This window comes from Pseudonocardia parietis (genome assembly GCF_017876315.1).
In the GTDB taxonomy this organism is placed as follows: Bacteria; Actinomycetota; Actinomycetes; order Mycobacteriales; family Pseudonocardiaceae; genus Pseudonocardia; species Pseudonocardia parietis.
On sequence record NZ_JAGINU010000001.1, the window covers coordinates 344,290 to 363,843 of the forward strand.

Annotated in this window: 12 protein-coding genes; 6 read left to right on the forward strand and 6 right to left on the reverse strand. The window is 73.4% G+C overall.

What is annotated here, in order from left to right; all coding sequences use genetic code 11:
• Positions 1-113 precede the first annotated feature (113 nt).
• Positions 114-3,347: an arabinosyltransferase domain-containing protein gene (locus JOF36_RS01705; protein WP_210024668.1), complete on the forward strand. Its 3,234-nt coding sequence runs from the start codon at positions 114-116 to the stop codon at positions 3,345-3,347.
• A 43-nt stretch (positions 3,348-3,390) separates the two neighbouring features.
• On the forward strand, positions 3,391-5,289 hold the full coding sequence (locus tag JOF36_RS01710; protein WP_210024669.1) for a glycosyltransferase: 1,899 nt from the start codon (positions 3,391-3,393) through the stop codon (positions 5,287-5,289).
• Here the strand turns inward: JOF36_RS01710 and JOF36_RS01715 are convergent.
• The 5 genes from JOF36_RS01715 to JOF36_RS01735 all read right to left on the reverse strand — a co-directional run bounded on the left by JOF36_RS01715 (position 5,246) and on the right by JOF36_RS01735 (position 12,728).
• Complete coding sequence (locus JOF36_RS01715; protein ID WP_210024670.1) at positions 5,246-5,881, reverse strand: hypothetical protein; 636 nt, start codon at positions 5,879-5,881, stop codon at positions 5,246-5,248. The genes JOF36_RS01710 and JOF36_RS01715 overlap by 44 nt on opposite strands.
• Before the next feature lie 105 nt (positions 5,882-5,986).
• Positions 5,987-6,772, reverse strand: coding sequence for an HIRAN domain-containing protein (locus tag JOF36_RS01720; protein WP_210024671.1), 786 nt, complete (start codon positions 6,770-6,772; stop codon positions 5,987-5,989).
• On the reverse strand, positions 6,762-7,676 hold the full coding sequence (locus tag JOF36_RS01725; protein WP_210024672.1) for a HipA domain-containing protein: 915 nt from the start codon (positions 7,674-7,676) through the stop codon (positions 6,762-6,764). Before JOF36_RS01725 ends, JOF36_RS01720 begins: the two co-directional genes overlap by 11 nt.
• 40 nt (positions 7,677-7,716) lie before the next feature.
• A complete protein-coding gene (locus tag JOF36_RS01730) occupies positions 7,717-10,710 on the reverse strand; it encodes an arabinosyltransferase domain-containing protein (protein WP_210024673.1) in 2,994 nt (997 codons plus the stop codon).
• Positions 10,707-12,728 carry a glycosyltransferase gene (locus JOF36_RS01735; protein ID WP_245350615.1) on the reverse strand — a complete coding sequence of 674 codons (2,022 nt, stop codon included), beginning with the start codon at positions 12,726-12,728 and terminating at the stop codon, positions 10,707-10,709. The genes JOF36_RS01730 and JOF36_RS01735 overlap by 4 nt, the downstream gene beginning before the upstream one ends.
• 304 nt (positions 12,729-13,032) lie before the next feature.
• Between JOF36_RS01735 and JOF36_RS01740 the strand changes: the two genes are divergently transcribed.
• Positions 13,033-13,425 carry a nucleotidyltransferase domain-containing protein gene (locus tag JOF36_RS01740; protein WP_210024674.1) on the forward strand — a complete coding sequence of 131 codons (393 nt, stop codon included), beginning with the start codon at positions 13,033-13,035 and terminating at the stop codon, positions 13,423-13,425.
• Complete coding sequence (gene hepT, locus JOF36_RS01745) at positions 13,415-13,822, forward strand: type VII toxin-antitoxin system HepT family RNase toxin (protein WP_210024675.1); 408 nt, start codon at positions 13,415-13,417, stop codon at positions 13,820-13,822. The genes JOF36_RS01740 and hepT overlap by 11 nt, the downstream gene beginning before the upstream one ends.
• A 14-nt stretch (positions 13,823-13,836) precedes the next feature.
• Here the strand turns inward: hepT and glf are convergent, their stop codons facing one another.
• On the reverse strand, positions 13,837-15,042 hold the full coding sequence (glf, locus tag JOF36_RS01750) for a UDP-galactopyranose mutase (RefSeq protein ID WP_210024676.1): 1,206 nt from the start codon (positions 15,040-15,042) through the stop codon (positions 13,837-13,839).
• A gap of 143 nt (positions 15,043-15,185) precedes the next feature.
• Here glf and JOF36_RS01755 point away from each other — a divergent pair, with 143 nt between their 5' ends.
• Together JOF36_RS01755 and JOF36_RS01760 are read left to right on the forward strand one after the other, a co-directional pair.
• The gene (locus JOF36_RS01755; RefSeq protein ID WP_210024677.1) at positions 15,186-17,312 is read left to right on the forward strand and encodes a DUF6541 family protein; all 2,127 of its coding nucleotides are present in this window, start codon (positions 15,186-15,188) and stop codon (positions 17,310-17,312) included.
• Positions 17,309-19,522 (forward strand): DUF6541 family protein, encoded by a 2,214-nt coding sequence (locus tag JOF36_RS01760; protein ID WP_210024678.1) that lies wholly within the window; start codon positions 17,309-17,311, stop codon positions 19,520-19,522. The genes JOF36_RS01755 and JOF36_RS01760 overlap by 4 nt, the downstream gene beginning before the upstream one ends.
• The last annotated feature ends 32 nt before the right edge of the window (positions 19,523-19,554 follow it).

The following is a 19,554-nucleotide window of genomic DNA, read 5'->3' on the forward strand; positions in this document are numbered from 1 at the left end:
AGTGATGATCTTCGGTGGTGCCCGGACTTGAGACCCCGGCAGGGCGAATCCGCCCGGAAGCCGATCACGGGGGCGTCACGACCGGCCTGCCGTGCACGTCTAGCCTCGGCGACGTGCTGACCGTCGACACGGAGTCCGAGCCCCGGCCCGGGAGCCGGTCCGGTGACCGGGGTCCCCGTTCCGCCGATCGCTTCCTCGCCGCCGGGCTCGGCCTGATCTCCGCGCTCCTGGCGCTGGCGATCCCGTTCCTCCCGGTCGTGCAGAACACCGCGACCGTGACCTGGCCGAACGCGGAGACCGGGACGGCACCGCTCGACGCGCCGCTGGTCGCGTACCGCGCGGAGACGCTCACCGCGACGATCTCGTGCGACGCGATCCGCAGCCTCGACGACCGCTCCCCCGGCCCGGCCACGGTGCTGTCCACGACGCCGGCCGCGGCGCCCACCGGCGACACCGTGGGGATGCGGCTCACCGTCGCCGACGGCACGCTGACCCTCGACAACCGCGGCGCGCGGCTCGCCACGACCGCGCTCCCCCCGGCGGGTGCGCCGTGCGCGTTCACGTTCGATTCCGACGGCGGCGCGACGACCGCCACCCTGGCGGGCACGACGCTCGCCGACAGCGACGGGGACGCCCGCCCGCAGGTCGTCGGCATCTACTCCGATCTCGACGCGGACCTCGACCCGATGGGCGGGACCGAGGTCCGGTTCGACACCGACAACCGCTACGACGGCAGCGCGTCGGTGCTCAAGCTGGTCGCCGGCGCGGTCGCCGTCGTCGCACTGCTCGGGTCGCTGTTCCTGCTGCGCCGGATCGACGACGCCGACGCCCGCCGCGTCGTGCACGGGCGCCGGCTCGCGGTCGCCTTGCGCGGCCGCGACACCGCACGCGATGTCGTGGTCACCGCCGTGCTCGTCGTGTGGGCGCTGATCGGCTCGATGACCCCGGACGACGGGTACATCCTCGACATCTCGCGCGGCACCGAGACCGCGGGCTACATCGGGAACTACCACCGCTGGTTCGACGTCCCGGAGGCACCGTTCGGCTGGTTCTACCAGCTGTACTCGCTGTGGAGCGGGATCTCCGACGCCGTGCTCTGGCTACGGCTGCCCGCACTGGCGATGGCCCTGGCGTCGTGGTTCCTGATCAGCCGGGCGCTGCTGCCGCGGCTCGGCACCCGGGTCCGCCGCAGCCGGTCCGCCGGCTGGGCGGCGGCCGGTGTCTTCCTGTGCTTCTGGCTGCCGTTCAACAACGGCCTGCGCCCGGAGTCGGTCGTGGTGATCGCCGCGCTGGTGTCGTTCGTGATGCTGGAGCGGGCACTCGCCACCCGCCGGCTGCTGCCGGTCGCGGGCGCGCTCGTGGCCGGGGCGTTCGCGGTCGCCGCGACCCCCACCGGCCTCATCGCCCTCGCCCCGTTCCTCGCCGCCGCCCGGCCGCTGCTGACGCTGCTCACCGAGCGGATCCGCCGCACCGGATGGGTCACGACCCTGGCCCCGCTCGCGGCGGCCGGGCTGATCGTTCTGGTCGCCGTGTTCGGCGACCAGACGTGGGCGACGATCGCCGAGGCGACCCGGGTCCGCACCGAGATCGGGCCGAGCCTGTCCTGGTACGAGGAACTGTCGCGCTACGTGCTGCTGTTCAGCGAGAGCCGGGACGGGTCGGTGCACCGCCGCTTCCCGGTGCTGCTGCTGTGGCTGTGCATGATCGTGTCGACCATCGTGCTGCTGCGCCGCGGTCGTATCCCGGGCGCCGCGCTCGGCTTCTCCCGCCGGCTCCTCGCGAGCACCGCGCTGTCGTTCGCGGTCCTCGCGCTGACACCGACGAAGTGGACCCACCACTTCGGCGCGTTCGCCGCGCTCGGGGCAGGTGTCGCCGCGCTCGCCGTCCTGGCCACGAGCACGGGTGTGCTGCGCTCGCGGCGCAACCAGGCGCTGTTCCTCGCCGCCGTGCTCTCGGTGACCGCGCTGGCGTTCACCGGCCCGAACACCTGGTGGTACGTCTCGGACTGGGGTGTCCCCTGGTTCGACAAGCCGGTGTCGGTCAGCGGCATCGAGGCCACCACGCTGCTGCTGACCGCCGCGTTCGTCTCGCTGGTCGTCGCGGCCGTGGAGCACCTGCGGTCGTCGTCGGGCATCCCACGACCGGTCCGCCAGACCGTCGGACGGCGACGGCGCCGGGTGGGGCAGGCCCAGGCCGTCCGCCTCGGGTCGGCGCCGGTCGCGCTCATCTGCGCGTTGATGGTGCTGTTCCAGGTCGCGTCGCTGGCGAAGGGCATGGAGAAGCAGGCGGGCTCGTACTCGCTCGGCGCGGACATCCTCACCGATCCGACGGGCTCCGAGTGCGGTCTCGCCGGGCGGATCATGGTCGAGCCCGACCCGGCGGCGAGCGTGCTGCCGCCCGCCCCACCGTCCGGCGGGGTGGGGGCCGAGCCGCCGCTGGCGGAGGGCTTCGGCCCGGACGGCCTGCCGCCGACCGGTGCGGGGTCGCTGCGGGACAACAGCGGTACCGGCGACCGCCAACCGGGCATCACCGGCACCGGGCCGCTCGGCGGCCCGATCACGGGCAGCTGGTCGCCGGACGCGAACGCCGTCGGCGACTACCGGTCCGGCTGGTACGCCCTGCCGGAGGCCACCCGGAGCGGCTCCGCGCCGCTGGTGCTCGGGATCGCCGGGACGGTCGGCGGCGCGAACACGCTCGCCCTGGAGTTCGCCCGCGACGGGCAGGTGATCGAGACGATCGAACCCGGCGGCAACACCGGCACGGTGACCACCACGTCGGACGCCGCGGGCGGGGCCGCGGGCGGCCAGGCCTGGCGCGACATCCGGCTCGACCTCGCCGGGCGGGAGGCCGCCGGGGCCGACTCCGTCCGCGTCGTGGCCCGGGACCGCGGGATCGGACCGAACTCGTGGATGGCCGTCGCGCAGCCGCGGGTCCCGGAGCTGACCCCGCTGACCGAGGTCGTCGCCGGGCGACCCGGCTACCTGGACTGGGCCACGTCGTTCGTGCACCCGTGCCTCGAGCGGTTCGGGGTGCACCGCGGGATCGCCGACGTCCCGGCGTTCCGGATGCTCGCCGACATCCAGCAGCGCACGGTCGCCGACGAGTGGGGCCGGGCCTCCAACGGCGGCCCGCAGGGCTGGCTCACCCAGATCGGTGCCCAGCGCTACGTCCCGACCTACCTGCCGGGTGCGTGGGACTTCGACTGGGGCCAGATCCGGCTGGTCGACCGGTACGACCCGCGGGCCGTCCCCGCGCCTGCCGAGCACGGCGAGCGGACCATGTGGGGCTGGCAGCAGGTCGGTGAGGCGGGCAGCGCGCCCGCGGACCCGTCATCGCTGCCCGGCTGACAGACTCATCCCGCCCGAACCGACCGAGAGGCGACTGCGCGACATGCTGGACACCGCCCGTGCCACCCGCGACGGCGACCCCGCTCCCTCCGCATCGTCGGGCGGTGACCCGCGGCCCGGCCGGCTCGTGGTGCAGCGCGGCCCGTTCACCGGCCCGACGCCGCTGGTCCCCGAGGACCTCTACGCGGAGGTCGTGCACGGGGCCGCCCGCCGCGAGCGGGACCGGATCGAGCTGAGCCCGGCCACGCTCGTCAGCACCAACACCTACTGGGGGCGGCTGCACGCCACCTACTGGCAGCGCTGGACGGCCGTCCCCGAGGTCCGGGTGACCCTGCGGGCCGGCGGGCGCGGCCGGATCCGGCTGATGGCCTCGGACACCAACAAGGTGGCGCGGGCGGTCGGGGTGGCCGACGTCGACGGCGATACCTCCGTGGAGCTCACCGGGGTGATCGACCGCTTCCTCGACGGCGGCGGGCTCTGGCTTGAGTTCGGCACCGACACGGGTGCGATGACGGTGTCGGACGTCGAGTGGGCGGTCGACGTGCCGCATCCGGCCCGCCCGACGGCGATCACGATCTGCACGTACAATCGGGTCGAGGACTGCCTGAACACGCTGCAGGCGCTGCTGGACGACCCGGTCGCACTGGGCCGCGTCGGGCCGGTGCGGGTGGTCGACCAGGGCAGCGACCCGCTGGAGTCGCGCGACCGGTTCACCACGGTCGCGGACGCGTTCGGTGAGCAGCTCGTCTACCAGCGCCAGCCGAACCTGGGCGGCGCGGGCGGCTTCACCCGCGGCCTCTACGAGGCGACCGCCGGGGAGCCGGCCGACGACCACGACGTCCTGCTGATGGACGACGACGTGCTGCTCGACCCGGAGATCGTCGTCCGGCTGACCGGGTTCGCCGCGTGCACCGCGCACCCGACGATCGTCGGCGGGCAGATGCTGAACCTGCTCCACCCGGGACACGTGCACATCACCGCCGAGTACGCCGAGCCGGAACGGCTCCGGGTGGGCCGGCCGGTCCCGGGCGCGCTCGAGGAGGGCTTCCTGCTCGGCCGGGACGAGCGGCTGCTGCCGATCGTGCAGGAACGCCGGGTCGACACCGAGTACAACGGCTGGTGGTCCTGCCTGATCCCGGCGCCGATCGTGCGCGCGATCGGCTACCCGCTGCCGCTGTTCTTCCAGTGGGACGACGTCGAGTTCGGCTACCGCGCCCGCGAGCACGGTTTCCCCACGGTCTCCCTGCCCGGGGCCGGCGTGTGGCACGCCGACTTCGGCTGGAAGGACTGGGACGAGTGGCACCGCTACTTCAACCAGCGCAACGGCCTGATCACCGCGGCGCTGCGCACCGGGTTCGACCGGCGCACGGTCACCGGCACGGTGGTCGAGCTGCTGGCCCAGTACCTCGTCGCGATGCAGTACGGCCTGGCCGCGACGCTGCTGACCGCGGTCGACGACTTCCTGGAGGGCCCGGCGATCCTCGACGACGGCTCCGCGACCGCCGCGGCACGGATCCGCGCCATCCGCGCCGCCTACCCCGAGACCACGGCGGTGCCGATCACCGAGGCCGGTCTCGACCCGCGCGAGTCCGTGGTGCACCTGGCCGGGTACAAGCCCAGCAAGATGATCAGGACCTGGGTGAAGCGGGCGGTGCTGCAGGCCTCCGGACGGGTGCCGTTCCGGTCCGGCATGGTGCCCGCCGGTGAGGCGCACTGGTGGCACGTGGCGCTGTTCGAGCGGGCGATCGTGACCGACATGGCCGAGACCGGCGTCCGGATCCGCACCCGGGACCGGGAGCGCCTGCGCGAGCTCGCCACCCGCGGGGTGCGCACCGTGCGCCGCCTCTACACCGAGGGTCCCGAGGCCGCCCGCGCGTGGAAGTCCGCCGAGCCGCGGCTCACCGCACGGGAGACCTGGACCCGGCTGTTCGACGGTTCATGATCGCGACCAGCACGAGCACCGACGCCACCGGCATCGGGTTCCCGGCGTAGAAGCCGAGCACGAGGTCGACGACGACGGCCACGCACGCCGACGCGAACATCCAGCGCGGCCCGGTGGCCGGTTTCGGCCGGCCCACGGACCACGGTGTCCGGCCCCAGGGCTTCGCGATCGACGCCCACGCCTGGAACGCGATCGCCGACACCATGAGCAGGGTCGTCGCGAGCAGCACGCCGGGCGGGGCGGCCGCCGGATCGGCGTGCGCGTCGCCGAGCATCCCGGACAGCAGGAAGATCCCGATGCACAGCTGCACCACGGTGATCGCGAACTTCACCGCGACCCACCAGTGCAGGAAGAAGCCGTAGGGGGTCGCGCCGGCGAGCACGATCCCGGTCAGCGCGGAGCCGACGGCGAGCGGCGCGAGCAGCACGGCGTCGAGGTGGTGGGCGGCGAGCAGCGCCGGACCGCGCGCCGCCGGGTCGGCGACGGCCAGGGCGAGCAGGGCGGCCAGCGACGCGGCGAGCGCCATCCAGCCGACCGAGGTGAGTACGTGCAGCCAGACGGTGAGCCGGCGCCAGGTTTTCGTCGAGGACACGCCTTCAGCACACCGGGATCGGCTCTCGGACGGATCGGGCTCGGCCCCGGAGGCATCCCCGAGCCGTCGTCATCCCGGCGACGTACGTACCAGTCGATCAGCCGTTCAACCGTCCGACCAGACTGCCCAGCCGGGACTCGACATGGGCACGTAGTCGCGTGGCGTCATACCCTCGAGCCGAACGAGGAGCCGGAGATGCGCCGGGGCCTCGGGACCGTTGACGTGCTCCACCCGCAACGACACGGGGCCGGCGCTCCGGAGCGCCGCGAAATGTTCCAACATCAGGGCCGGGACATAGCCGAGGTCGGTTCCGTTCTCGCTGCGGATCAGTTGGGCAGCCGGGTCGACCGGATTCGTGGGCTCCGCTCGGAGCTGTAGCAGATCGCCCTGGGTGAGCGGCGGGAGCATGCCCCCGGTGACGTGTCGCACGCCATGGGCGAGGAAGCAGCACGAACTCGTCCCATCGAGCTCCACCGACGGAATCGGGAACACCTGAACCGTGTCACCGTGGCGGCGGCCCTCGGAACGCGCGAGTTGCTCCCAGGGTGTGGCGTTGCCGTCGAGATGGAGCTGCCGGAGGTACTCGGGAAAGTCGGGTCGGCGCGGGCTCATGATCCGCTGTGAGAACACCGGGAACAGGTTCTCCGATCGGTAGTCACCCGACCACTCCGGAAAGCTCAGGAACGGTTGGAAATCTGCAACCTCCCGAGCAGACCGCAAATACCGGAAGCGGTAGTGGAGTCCCGGCCCGTGCTCCAGTCGTCCGACCGGCGAGATCAACCGGGAGTCGGGATGCTGCCATGCAACGATCAGCGCGCCAGCTGAACGACCGGCGTCGGCGACCGGGCGGACCGGTGTTTCGACACCTGCCGACCGCACGTCACCAGACATCGAGCAGCCTCCTCCTGTTGAGCCTCAACATCTCCACCACGAACATAGCGGTCGGCTCCGACAGTCCCGGGATTCCGGCGACCACCGTCTCCACCTGCTGCGCCCGGATTCCGGCGAGCCGAGCCCACCACGTAGCGGCTTCAGGGACCGCGTCGAGCGTCGTACGTGCCACGTCGACGAGACTGGGGATCGCCGCGCGGCCGGCCACCGGGTCGTGTTCGAAACGGTGCGCCCGGGCCTTCGCGACGAAGCCTTCCAGACCGTTCCGCAACGTCGTCACGCGGAAGCTGTCCCGCCGCTGGAAGCCGAGCGAACTCGCGTGGTCGAACGAGGGAGCGAGCCGCATCCCGCCGGGGGCGGAGGCTTCACGCAGCACTGCCCAGTTCTGATCGTGCCGATCCTGGTTGCCCACCCACGCGTCGAGCAGGAGATACCCCGCGAAGACCTGTCGGGCGTCAGTCGCGGCAAGGCCGGAGGGCGCAGCGATGTCGGCGAGCGCTCGGAGGATCACCGATGGACTGTGCCCCGCCCGCCCGGGTGGGCGGAGCCTTCCTTCCACGTAAGTCGGATCGATTGCGCTGAGCAGGACGGAACCCGAGACCAGGTTCCATCCGTCGGGCACGACGTTTCGGGACAGGGAGCCCGGTGTTCCGTCGCGAACGGCCAACTCCACCGCCGCACACGGCATGCCGAGCAGGCCGGCGACCTCGGACACGACCTTCTCCGCCCAGTCCTCCCCCTGCCTGTGTCCATCGGAGGTGAACACCACCGGTTTGAACAGCCAGTCGTTCTCCGCCGTATCGACGGTGCCCTCGAGAGGCCGTAGCCAGACCTTCTCCTCCCGGCCCACCGGCTCAGGGCTGACGTTCTCCCAGCGGGAGACGTCGATTACCGGGAACGCCACGGTCACACGGTATCCGCGGTCACCGACGAGAATCGGGAGATCAGCCCAGGAAGTCCCGGCCGGTGTACTCCTCGGTCGCCAGGCTCGGCAGCCCGTCCCAGCCCCAGCGGCGCTCGGTGCCGACCTCGAGGAGGTAGCCGCCGGTCGGGTGGTCGTACTCGACCCGCTCGATGTGACCCCAGTCGAACATCGCCCGCCCGGGTGGCGGCTCCAGCCGCGACGGCAGCTCGTCGAAGGTCGCGGTCCGATCGACGCCGGCGAGCACGCCGCCGTTCCCGGCGAAGAACGCGTTGTCCTCGGTAGCGCCCTCCAGGCTGTCACCGGTCCGCAGCCGCCACTGCGGGGTACCGGCGATCCCGTGCCGCACGACGATCTGGTCCTCGCACGGCCACAGCAGCGCCGAGACCTGGTCGGCGAACACCGGATCACCCCCGATCACCTCGGACGCGGGCCGCTCGCGGGCCGGCACCGGCGCACCGGCGGCGAGCCAGCTGTCGGGGCCGTCGAGCCGGTCCTCGACGAGCAGCCGTACCTGCGTGACGGGGAACCCCGCCTCCGCGAGATCGACCGGCAGGTCGGTCCACTCGGCGGTCTTCTCGCCGGGCAGGTCCGGCTGGAGCCTCGCGGTCGCGGCCGGGGCACCGACGGGTCCGGTAGCGGCCTCCACGACGATCTCCTGCTCGGGCCGCAGGTCACCGGTGGCCGGGACGAGCACGGTGGGCGTGCCGTCCGCGACCGGGAACCAGCCGGTGGCGAGCGTCCCGGTGCCGGCATCGTCGGTGTGCCAGGCCGGTCCATCGGGTTCGGGCCGGTCCGGCGGCGGGCCCTCCCGCATGACGCCGGTGAGCTCCGGCGGGCCGGACGCCGGCGGGGCGGGTCCGTCCGGGACCTGGACGACGACGGCGTCGGCCAGCCCGCACGGCTTCCCGGCGAGCGCGGCCAGGTTCATCGACGCGACCGAGGCGCCCGGGGCCTGCTGCACCGGCGCCAGGGCGAACACGAGCAGCATGAGGACGACACCGCCGGCCGCGGCCGTGCGCAGCACCGCGCCGTCCGGGCCCGTCCCCGAGGGGCGCCCGGCCCGGCGCCGCCGGTGCATCCACCAGAGCCCGGCCGCGGCGACCAGCAGCCACAGCAGCGGGCTGCGCAGGTAGAGCGGGCCGAGGTGCGGGGCGAGGACCTGCTGGTGGATCGGCGCGTCGATCACCGAGTGGTTGCCGAACGGCTGCCCCCAGTCCCCGAACGGCCGCCACAGGTTCGGCCCGGCGTAGATCACGGCGGCGACGACGCCGAGCACGGCCGTCCCGACCGCGACGAGCCGGGCCGGTGCGCGGCGCGGCAGCGGCCCGCGGGTCAGCGCGATCCCGAGCAGCAGGGTGGCCGGCGCGGCGACGGCACCGAAGTGGTTGACCCACTTGGTCGGGCTGAGCGCGACCGCGACCAGGCCGAGCGCGGTGACGGCGAGCGCGAACCCGAGAGCCCGGCCGAGCGGGCCGCCGGTGCCGCGCCGGGTCGCCAGCCGGACCGTGCCGAGTGCCAGGACGGCGACGGTCAGCAGGACCGGCAGCCGTCGTCCCCATGATCCCTGGTCGTCGACGCCGAGCAGGTTCGCGTAGTGCTCGTACTCCTGCCACCACGAGTACTGGAAGTAGTACCAGCGGTGCACGGCGATCGACTCGCGCACGTCGGCGAGGGTCTGGTCGGCCAGCCCGAGCGGCACGACGACGCTCGCCGCGGCGAGCGCGACCGCGACCGTCGCCGACCGGGTGACCCACCCGGAGTGCACCAGGTGCCACCACACGAGTGGCAGCGCGAGCAGCAGCGGCACGGCGGCGACCAGCGCGGCGGGCGCGGCCGTCACACCGAGGACGGCGACGGCCGTGGCCGGGGCGAGCAGCCCGACCGCGCCGGTCCGCAGTGCGGCCGCGACCAGGAACAACACCCCGACGGCGGCGAGCGTGCCCGTGGTCTCGGGGCGCAGCGTGATCCCGTACGGCAGGAACCACGCGAGGTGCGCGACGGCCAGCGCCGCGACGACACCGGGCCGCCCGCCCGCCCGGTCGGCCAGCGCGATCAGCGTCAGCCGGAGCAGCACCCAGGTCCCGAGCCCGAGCACGACCGGGACCACCCGCATCGGGAGCAGCCCCCAGCCGGCGACCGCGCCCCAGAACTGCATCAGGTACTGGCCGGTCGTGAACGGGGCCTCGGTGACGTTGAACTGGTAGATCGCGTTGCCGACGGTGCCGCTGACCTCGGCCTGGCGGGCCATCAGCGCGTACCAGGAGTCGTCGATGTTGACCGGCCCGAGCACCGCCCAGGCGAGGGTCACGACGAGGACGACGGCGTCGGCGATCCCCGGCCGGGGCGCGACGGCGAGGATCCGCCGGGTGCCGGTCCAGCTGCGGACGGCCACGGCGAGGGTCGCTGCCAGCGCGATCAGGTGCGCGACGAGCAGGCCGACCTTCAGCGGGGACGGCGACGACTCGTAGCGCGCGTCGGTGTGCAGCTGCACCTGAAGGCCGTCGGCGGCGGGGCCGGCGACCGCGGTCGACAGCTCGGCGACCTGCGGCGGGGCGAGCTCCGGGCGCTCGGCGAGCGTCTCGCCGTCGCGGGTCAGGACGGTGCCGTCCGCATCCGCGGTCACCCGGTAGACACAGCCGTCCCCGACCGGTCCGGTGTGGAGCTCCTCGGCCCCGGACCGGATCGTCAGCGCACCGCCGGTGACGGTCGCGGACAGACCGGGTGCGGTGGCCGGGTCCTCGACGTCGGCCGGCATGGTCCGCAGCACGTCGCCGTCGGGCAGCGACGCGGCGGCCGCGCACGGGATCTGGGCGGTGAACTCCAGCGGCCGGTACGGCGACAGCGGCAGCACCGTCGACGCCGCCGCCCCCGGCTCGGCTCCCGGCCGCGGCCAGCTGACGACCGGGTCGTCGGCGTCGACCGGGGCCAGCGCCGCGGCGAGCCCGAGCAGGCAGGTCAGGCCGCCGAGCAGCAACAGGAGCAGAGGCCGGCGGGCGGACGCCGCGGTGCTCACTCGAAGATGTGCTTCCAGCCGTCCTTACCGGTCAGCGTCGGCGCCGCCGCCCGGTAGCGCCCGCGCAGGGTCTCCCAGTCGGCGGCGACGGTGCGGTGCAGCCGCAGTGACTCGCCGACCATCTGCTTGAACATCCGCGGGTCACGGCGCCGAAACGTCACCCCGCGACCGTCCGGGGTGGACACCGTCGCCGAGTCGAGGCCGGAGAGGACGAACCACTGCGCGTTCGACCACGGCACGTTGCGCTGTGGCCGCTCCTGCAGCGCCGGGTCGGGCGTGCGCAGGTTCCGCAGCACACCGCGGGCCAGGCCGAGGGCGACCTTGGCCTTCCCGGCCGGGGGCGCCGGGAACAGCTGCGCGCCGAGCGCGTCCAGCTCGGCGGGCGGCACCTCGGTCGCGGAGTCCATCGGGCGGCCGTCGTCGTACCGGCCGCGCAGCTCGCGGATCTCGTCGAGCACCACCGGCAGCTTCGGGAACAGCGCCTCCGGCCCGGCGAGGAAGTCGGTGAACGCCTTGAGCTGCAGCGCGACCGCCGAGTACTCCATGAGCATCAGGTGCCGCAGGGTCCGCTTGAACGTCTCCTTGAGCATGGCCCGCGGGTCGTCCGGCCCGTGCAGTGCGGCCGCGACCAGGCGGTTGCGGTAGTGGAAGTACGCCTGCCAGTCCGACGAGTCGTCCTTCTCGATGAAGGACATGTGCCAGATCGCGATGCCCGGGACGGTGGCCGTGCGGTAGCCGGCGGCGCGGGCGCGCAGGCCGTACTCGGCGTCGTCCCACTTGATGAACAGCGGCAGCGGCAGGCCGAGGTCCTCGGCGACCCGGCGCGGGATCAGGCACATCCACCAGGCGTTGTAGTCGACGTCGACCCGGCGGTGCAGCCACGGGGTCTGCCGGAGCGTGCGCGCGGCGAGGTCGTGGTGTGCCTCGGTCCGCGGGGCAGGCCGCCAGAGGAACTGGTTGCGGTCGACGACCTCGCCCATCGTGGACAGCTGCGAGCGGGCCTGCAGCGACAGCATCTGCCCGCCGACGATCATGGGCTCGCGGGAGAACCGGGAGAACGCGACCGCGCGGAGCACCGAGTCGGGCTCGAGCAGGATGTCGTCGTCCATGTAGAGGATCTGCTCGCAGTCGATGCCGCCCGCGTGCGGTCCCGTGCCGTGCAGGACCTCGTACATGATCCGGGCGTAGCCGCCGGAGCCACCGAGGTTGGGCTGGTCGACGATCCGGAGTCGGTCCCCGAGCGCGGCCGCGGCCTGCTCGTAGCCGGCCTCGTCGCGGACCTTCTTCGTGCCCTGGTCGGGCAGGATGATCGCGGTGATCGTGTCGAGCACCTGCGGGTCCGACCCGAGCGCGGTCAGCGTGGCGACGCAGTCGGCGGGCCGGTTGAAGGTCGGCATCCCGACGACGACGGCGGCCCGGCCGGGCGCGTCCTGCGGGGCGTGCCAGCCGCCACCGTGCAGGGTGAGGTCGCCCTCGTCGGTGGACAGGTCGAACCAGTACCAGCCGCCGTCCTCGAACGGGCGCAGGTCCAGCTCCATCGAAATCCGCCGGCGGCCCTGCACGACCTCGCCGCCGACGAAGATCTGCGATCCGTCGGCCTTGGTGCGGTAGACGTCGACCCGGCCCGAACCCTCCAGGCCCAGCCGCAGCTCGATCGCCCTCAGCGTGGACCAGGCACGCCAGTACCCCGCGGCGAAGGCGTTGAAGTAGGCACCGAACGAGACCTCGGTGGCCGGCGGGACGGTCGCGCTGGTCCGGTCGGCGACCCGGGTGCGGCGCCCGGAGGCGGTCGACACGGTCAGTGACAACCGGCGGTCCTGCTCCCCGTGCAGCGGATCGACCGGCGCGAGGGTCGTACCGGGGCGCTCGTCGAGGTAGAGCGCGCGCACCGCGAACGGGTCGGCGGGCCGGGGCAGGATCACCCGCTGGAGCAGCGTCTCGCCGGTCGTCGTGTCGCCGGACGCCTGGGGCACGGTGTCCATCTCGCTGCCTCGCTGGTCCGTGGGGGCGGTGGTCATCGCAGAAACTGCCTCGGGGGGTCGGCGGGTTCCGGTCGGGGTCCCGCGTCGGCTACGGCATCGCTGGTGAGTTCGGACCGGTCGGGATCCGATCGAAGCGTAACGGCGGACCACCCGACAGCCGGGAGCCGGTCGAGAGTGTCGGTGACGCAAGGGTCACCCTCGGTGCGCCGACCACCACGGGAGCACACCTCGCTCGATCCCGGGGCGACGCGAGCCGGCGTCCGGGACCGGTGGGTCCGCCGCGGCCGTGGCACCGCGGCGACGGGCCGGGCACCGGGCCTCCGGATGCGACACTGGTCGTGTGACCGGCGCCCGGCAGAGCCTCCGCACCGAGACCGTCGCGGCGTTGCGCGCGACAGGGGCCCGGTTCGCGCTGGTACACGGCAGCCGGGCCGCAGGCGGGGCGCCCCGGCAGGATTCCGATCTCGACGTGGCGGCCTGGTGGCCGCGGGACTCACCGGCGTCGTTCGAGGTGGATCTGCCCCCGGACGTCGACCTCCTGGTGCTGAACGACGCGCCGCTGGAGCTCGCCGGTCGGGTCGCGCTGGACGGGGAACTCCTGTTCGACGACGACCCGCCGGCCCGGGTGCGGTGGGTGGCCACCATGCGGAAGATCTACGCCGACGAGCTTCCGAGGATCACCCGTGCGCACCGGGAGTTCCTCGACACGATGAGGAGCCGGGATGGTCGATGAGGTCCGGGTGGCCCGCCTCCTACGGGCGATCACCGACGATCTCGCGGTGCTACGGGCCGAGGCGAACGCGACATCGCAGCGACGCGCCGACCCGTTGTGGCTGCGCGGGATCAAGTACGTGTTCGTGACCGCCATCGAAGGCTGCGTGGATGTCGCGCAGCACCTCTGCTCGTCGGAGGGGTGGGGTCCACCACGCGACAACGGTGACGCGCTCCGCCTGCTCGGACGGCACGGCGTTCTTCCAGACGACCTGTCCGACCGGCTCGCCCGGGCGGTCGGATTCCGCAACGTGCTGGTGCACGACTACGTGGACGTCGACGACACGATCGTGCTCGCACGGCTGCAGGACCTGTCCGACCTGGATGACCTCGTCCGCGCGGTGGCCCGCTGGTCGTGACGGAGCGGCCGAGCTCAGTCCTCGGACTCGGTCCCGGACAGCGGCCTGCCCTCGGTGAAGTGCGGGACGAGGCGGTTCTCGTACATGGTCAGCGCCGACCCGATGGCCATGTGCATGTCCAGGTACTTGTAGGTGCCCAGCCGGCCGCCGAACAGCACGTTGCGGTTCGCGGTCTCCTTGCGGGCGAGCTCGCGGTAGCGCTCCAGCTTGGTCCGGTTGTCCGGGGTGTTGATCGGGTAGTACGGCTCGTCCCCGGACTCGGCGAAGCGCGAGTACTCCCGCACGATCACCGTCTTGTCCTTCGGGTAGTCCCGCTCCGGGTGCATGTGCCGGAACTCGAGGATCCGGGTGAAGGGGACCTCGGCGTCGTTGTAGTTGATCACCGACGTGCCCTGGAAGTCACCGGTGTCCTCCACCGACATCTCGAAGTCCAGGGTGCGCCAGCCGAGCTCGCCCTCGGCGTGGTCGAAGTAGCGGTCCAGCGGACCGGTGTAGACGACCGGGACCCCGGCCGGCAGCGCGTCCCGGACCTCGAAGAAGTCGGTCTCGAGGACGACGTCGATGTTCTCGTGGGCCGCCATCCGCTCCAGCCACGCGGCGTAGCCGTCGACCGGCAGGCCCTCGTGGGTGTCGTTGAAGTAGCGGTTGTCGTAGGTGTAGCGGACCGGGAGCCGGGTGATGATCGACGCGTCGAGGTTCTTCGGGTCGGTCTGCCACTGCTTCTCGTTGTAGCCCTTGATGAAGGCCTCGTAGAGCGGTCGCCCGATCAGCGAGATCGCCTTCTCCTCGAGGTTGGTGGCCTCGCCGGTCTCCACCTCGGAGGACTGCTCGGCGATCAGCGCGCGGGCCTCGTCCGGGGTGTGCGCCTTCCCGAAGAACTGGTTGATCAGTGCCAGGTTCATCGGGAACGCGTAGACCTGGTCACCGGCCCGGGCGAAGACCCGGTGCTGGTAGTTCGTGAAGTCGGTGAACCGGTTCACGTACTCCCACACCCGCTCGTTCGAGGTGTGGAACAGGTGGGCGCCGTACCGGTGGATCTCGATGCCGGTCTCGGGCTCGGGCTCGGAGTAGGCGTTGCCGCCGATGTGGTCGCGGCGCTCCAGCACCAGCACCCGCTTGCCGAGGCCCTCGGCCATCCGTTCGGCCACGGTCAGTCCGAAGAACCCGGACCCGACGACGATCAGGTCGTAGCTACCGAGGTCGTACCCGTCGAGACTCACGGCACCCGAGGGTAGGGCAGGCGTGATCGGGGGCACCGGGCGGCTTCGGTACCCTCGCCCCCAGGTCGCGTAAGCGGACGTATCCGGCATTCCCGCTGCATACCGGCCCAGGCCGTGCACGCAAGGGAAGGAGACGGCCCGAGGTGAGCTGGTTCTCCGCCGTCCCGCTCGTGTTGCTTGCCGCCATCTGGATGACGCTGCCCGGCCTGCTCGTCGGGGTTGCCGCCGGGCTGCGCGGCATCACGGTGTGGGGTGCGGCCCCGCTGCTGTCGGTCGGCCTGATCGCCGGGTCCGCCGTGGCCGGGAGCCTGCTCGGTGTCCCGTGGAGCGGTGCCGTCCCGGTCGCGGCGGCGCTGCTGTTCGCGGTGGTCGTGGTGGGTGCACGACGCCTGGTGCTGGGCCGCGTGCTGATGCCGGGTCCCGCGCTCGTGCGCGACCACGCGGCCGGGGTGTGGGCGACCCTGCGCCACGGCGGGCCGGACCGGCGCTGGACCGGGCTCGCCGCGACCGGCGGCATGCTGATCGCCTGGGCGCTGGGGTTCCGGGCCGCGATCCGGGGCATGGACCGGCCGGACGCGCTGTCCCAGACCTTCGACGCCAGCTTCCACTACAACGCCGTCGCCCGGATCCTGACCACGGGCGACGCCTCGTCGTTGACCGTCGGTGGCCTGGTGAACTCCCCGGGCTTCTACCCGTCGGCCTGGCACGGCGTCGTCTCGCTGATCGTGCCGGTGACCCCGGGGCCCGCCGAGGTCGTGATCGCCTCCAACGTGGTCGCGCTGGTGGCGACGCTGCTGGTCTGGCCGCTGTCGGTACTGCTGCTGGTCCGGACGCTGGTCGGCCGCTCGGCCGGGGCCGCGCTGGCGGCGCCGGTGCTGTCGCTGGGCTTCATCGCGTTCCCGTGGACTCTGGTCACCTACGGCGCGCTGTGGCCGAACCTGCTCGGTGTCGCGCTGGTCCCCGCCGGGCTGGCGGCGGTCGCGCTGGCCGCCCGGCCCGGGCTCGGGTCCGGGTTCGGGTCCGGGGCGGCAGTCGGGCCCGGCACCGGCCCCGCACTGACCGTGCCATCGGAGCCGACCCCGTACCCACCGGGGCGGGTGGCGCGCTGGTTCCCGGTCGTCGCCGCCGTCCTCGCGCTGGGTCTCGCGCATCCGAACGCACTGTTCGGCGCGGTGGTCGTCGCCGTCCCGCCGGTGCTGTGGGGCATGGCGGGCGGGGTCCGGCGGGGGCTGCGCGCCGGCGGTGCGCAGGCGGTGCGAGCGCTGGCCGTGGTGCCGGTCGTGTTCGGCGCGGGCGCGGTCGCGGCCTGGTTCATGTTCGTGTCGCCGCTGCTCGACGGCATCCGCGGCTACTACTGGGAGCCGCAGGTCAGCGCCGGTGAGGCCGTGGTCGACGCGCTGCTGCACAGCCCGGACGGCAACACCCCGGCCTGGTCGATCGCCGTCCTGACGGTCGCCGGCGCGGTGTGGGCGCTGCGCCGGGCGCGGACGTCCTGGCTGGTACCGGCGCACCTGATGGTCTGCGCGCTGTACGTCGTCGGCGCCAGCACGTGGTCCTCGATCTGGACCGGTGTCTGGTACAACGACGCGCCCCGGATCGCCGCGCTCGTCCCGGTGACGGCCGCACCGCTGGCCGCGCTCGGCCTGGTCGCGCTGTGCTCGCTGGCCCGCCGCGTGGGGTGCGTCGCCCGCGACGCCCTGACCCGGGCCGCGCCCGCGGTGGAGCACTGGCCCCGCCCGCGGGCCGCCGTGCTGGTCGCGGTCGGGGTGAGCGCCGTCGTCGTCACCTCGGGCGGGCTGTACCAGCGCGCGCACATCGACCAGCTGGCCGGGATCTACCAGACGCCGGAGGAGGTGCTGGTCGGCCCGGAGCAGGCCCAGTTCCTGCGCAACGCCGGCGAGCTCATCCCGGCCGATGCCGTCGTCGCGCAGAACCCGTGGGCCGGCACCGCGATGCTGTGGCCGCTGACCGACCGGCAGGTGCTGTTCCCGCACCTGACCGGGGTGTGGTCGCCCGACCAGCAGCTGATCGCCGAACGGCTGCGCGACGCCGCGACCGACCCGCAGGTGTGCGCCGCCATCGCGGAGACCGGTGTCGGGTACGTGATCACCGCTCCCCCCACGTTCTGGCAGCCGGATCCGCTCGCCGAGAACTGGCCGGGCCTCGTCGACCTGGACGAGGCCGAGGGCTTCGAGCTCCTCGCCGAGGAGGGCGACAACGCGCTCTGGCGGATCACCGCCTGTGACGCCGGGCGAGTCGTCGGATCATGATCGACACGCCCACCTGGCTGTCCGCGCTGCCCGCCGCGCTCGCGGCCGTGTTCTGGGTGGTCGGTCCGGGCCTGCTCGTGACCAGGACGTCCGGGCTGCGCGGGATCACCGCGTGGGGTGCGGCGCCCGCGGTGTCGGTGGCGCTGATCGCGACGTCGGCGGTCCTCGGCGCGGGGATCGGCGTGCCGTGGGGGCCGTGGCTGCCCCTGCTCCTCGCCGTACTGGTGACCGTTCTGGTCGTCGTCTTCCGCAGCTTCCTCGCCCGCCGCCCCGCGGGCAGCCCGCTGCACCGTGGCTGGCGGTCGGCGCTGAGCTCCTGGGAGCCGGGCCGGCGGCTGCGGTCCGCGGTGGTCCGGCTGCGCACCCCACGGGGCCTGTTCGCCCGCGGTCCCGAACCGCTGACCACGGCCCTCCCCCACGTCTGGCGGACCTCCGCCCAGCGGGACGGACCGGACGGTAGGCGCGCCGGGCTCGCCGCGCTGCTCGGCACGGCCGTCGCGGCGGGTCTCGCCTGGCTGACGGTGGTGCGCGGCTTCGGCCCGGTGGACCAGCTCTCGTCCACCTACGACGCCGTCTTCCACTACAGCGGGATCGCGCACGTCCTCGGGACCGGGGACGCGTCGTCGCTGACCCTCGGCACGCTGACCAGCCCCGGGCAGCCGACCGCGTTCTACCCGGCCGCCTGGCACGACCTGGTGTCCCTGGTCGCGATGACGTCCGGGGCCACGGTCCCGGTCGCGGCCAACCTGACGGCCTGGGTGGTCGCGGGTGTCGTCTTCCCGCTGTCCGCGCTCCTGCTCACCCGGCACGTGATCGGCCGGTCGACCGGCGCCGCCGCCGTCACCCCGGTGCTGGCCACCGGCTTCACCGGGTTCCCGTGGGCCCTGATGTCCTTCGGGGTGCTGTGGCCGAACCTGCTCGGTCTGGCGCTGCTGCCCGCGGTGCTCGCCTCGGGGACGGCCCTGCTGGGCCTGGCGCGGGAACCGGTCCTACGGCCGGGCGGCGCGCTCGCCCTCGGCCTGACCGGGACGCTCGCGCTCGGGTTCGCCCACCCGAACACGGTGTTCAGCCTCGCCGTGCTCGCCGTGTTCCCGTTGCTGTGGGCCCTCGCACGGCTGATCCGGCACCGGATGCTCACCCGGCGCTTCTGGCAGCCGCTGCTGGGGCTGGTCTGCACCGTCGGCGGGCTCGCGCTGGTGGGCTGGCTGATGGTGGCGTCGCCGCTGCTCGCCGGCGTGCGGAGCTTCGACTGGCCGGCGTTCACGAGCACGCCGTCGGCGATCACCGAGGTACTGCTGCTCGGGACGAACAACCGGCCCGCGCTCTGGGTGCTGGCCGCGATGGTGCTCGTCGGGGCGGTGGCATCCTTCCGGCGGGTCACGACGTCGTGGCTGGTCCCGGCGCACGCGGCGTCGGGCCTGCTGTACGTGCTCGCCGCGTCCCGGGAGGACGCGCTCACCGCCGGGCTGACCGGTGCCTGGTACAACGACTCGTTCCGGCTGGCCGCGATGCTGCCGGTCACCGGGGTGCCGCTCGCGGTACTCGGGGTCGTCACCGTCGCGGGGCTCCTGCACCGGGCGCTGCTGACCTCGCGCCTGCCCGCCGGGCACCCGGTGCGCCGTCGCGGGGCCCCGGCCCTCCTCACGACCGGGATCGCCGCGCTCGTGCTGCTCGGCTCCGGGGGCCTGTCCACCTCGCTGCACTCGTCGGTACTGGCCGGGACCTACCAGCTGTCCGCGGACGTACTGCTCGAACCGGGACAGCGTGAGTTCCTGGAACGGGTGGGGACGCTCGTCCCGCCCGGTTCGGTGGTCGCCGCCGACCCGTTCACCGGGAACTCGCTGCTGTATCCGCTGACCGGCCGCGAGGTCCTGTTCCCGCACCTCATCGGCAGCTGGACGCCGGAGCAGACCGTCGTCGCCACCCGGCTGCGCAACGCCGCGGACGACCCGGAGGTGTGCGCGGCCGCCGCGGCGACCCGCGTCGAGTACGTCCTCACCGGTCCGATCACGTTCTGGCCGTGGCACGGGGGTGCGCGCTGGTACCCGGGCCTGCACGACATCGCACCGGTGCCCGGGTTCGAGCTCGTCGCCACCGGCGGGGAGACGGCGTTGTGGCGCCTGACCGCCTGCGACGAACCACCGCCGGTCGATGCGGTCCCGCCGGTGGCCGGGGGTCCGGTGGAGCCGGTTCCGATGCCCTCGCCGTGACCCTCGTACGGTAGGTCCCCCTGATCGCCCGA

Bases quoted from the DNA above. Each gene is read 5' to 3' on its own strand.
- hepT (WP_210024675.1), top strand. From the start codon at position 13,415: ATGGTCGATGAGGTCCGGGTGGCCCGCCTCCTACGGGCGATCACCGAC.
- JOF36_RS01710 (WP_210024669.1), top strand. From the start codon at position 3,391: ATGCTGGACACCGCCCGTGCCACCCGCGACGGCGACCCCGCTCCCTCC.
- JOF36_RS01760 (WP_210024678.1), top strand. From the start codon at position 17,309: ATGATCGACACGCCCACCTGGCTGTCCGCGCTGCCCGCCGCGCTCGCG.
- JOF36_RS01735 (WP_245350615.1), bottom strand. From the start codon at position 12,728: ATGACCACCGCCCCCACGGACCAGCGAGGCAGCGAGATGGACACCGTG.
- JOF36_RS01720 (WP_210024671.1), bottom strand. From the start codon at position 6,772: ATGTCTGGTGACGTGCGGTCGGCAGGTGTCGAAACACCGGTCCGCCCG.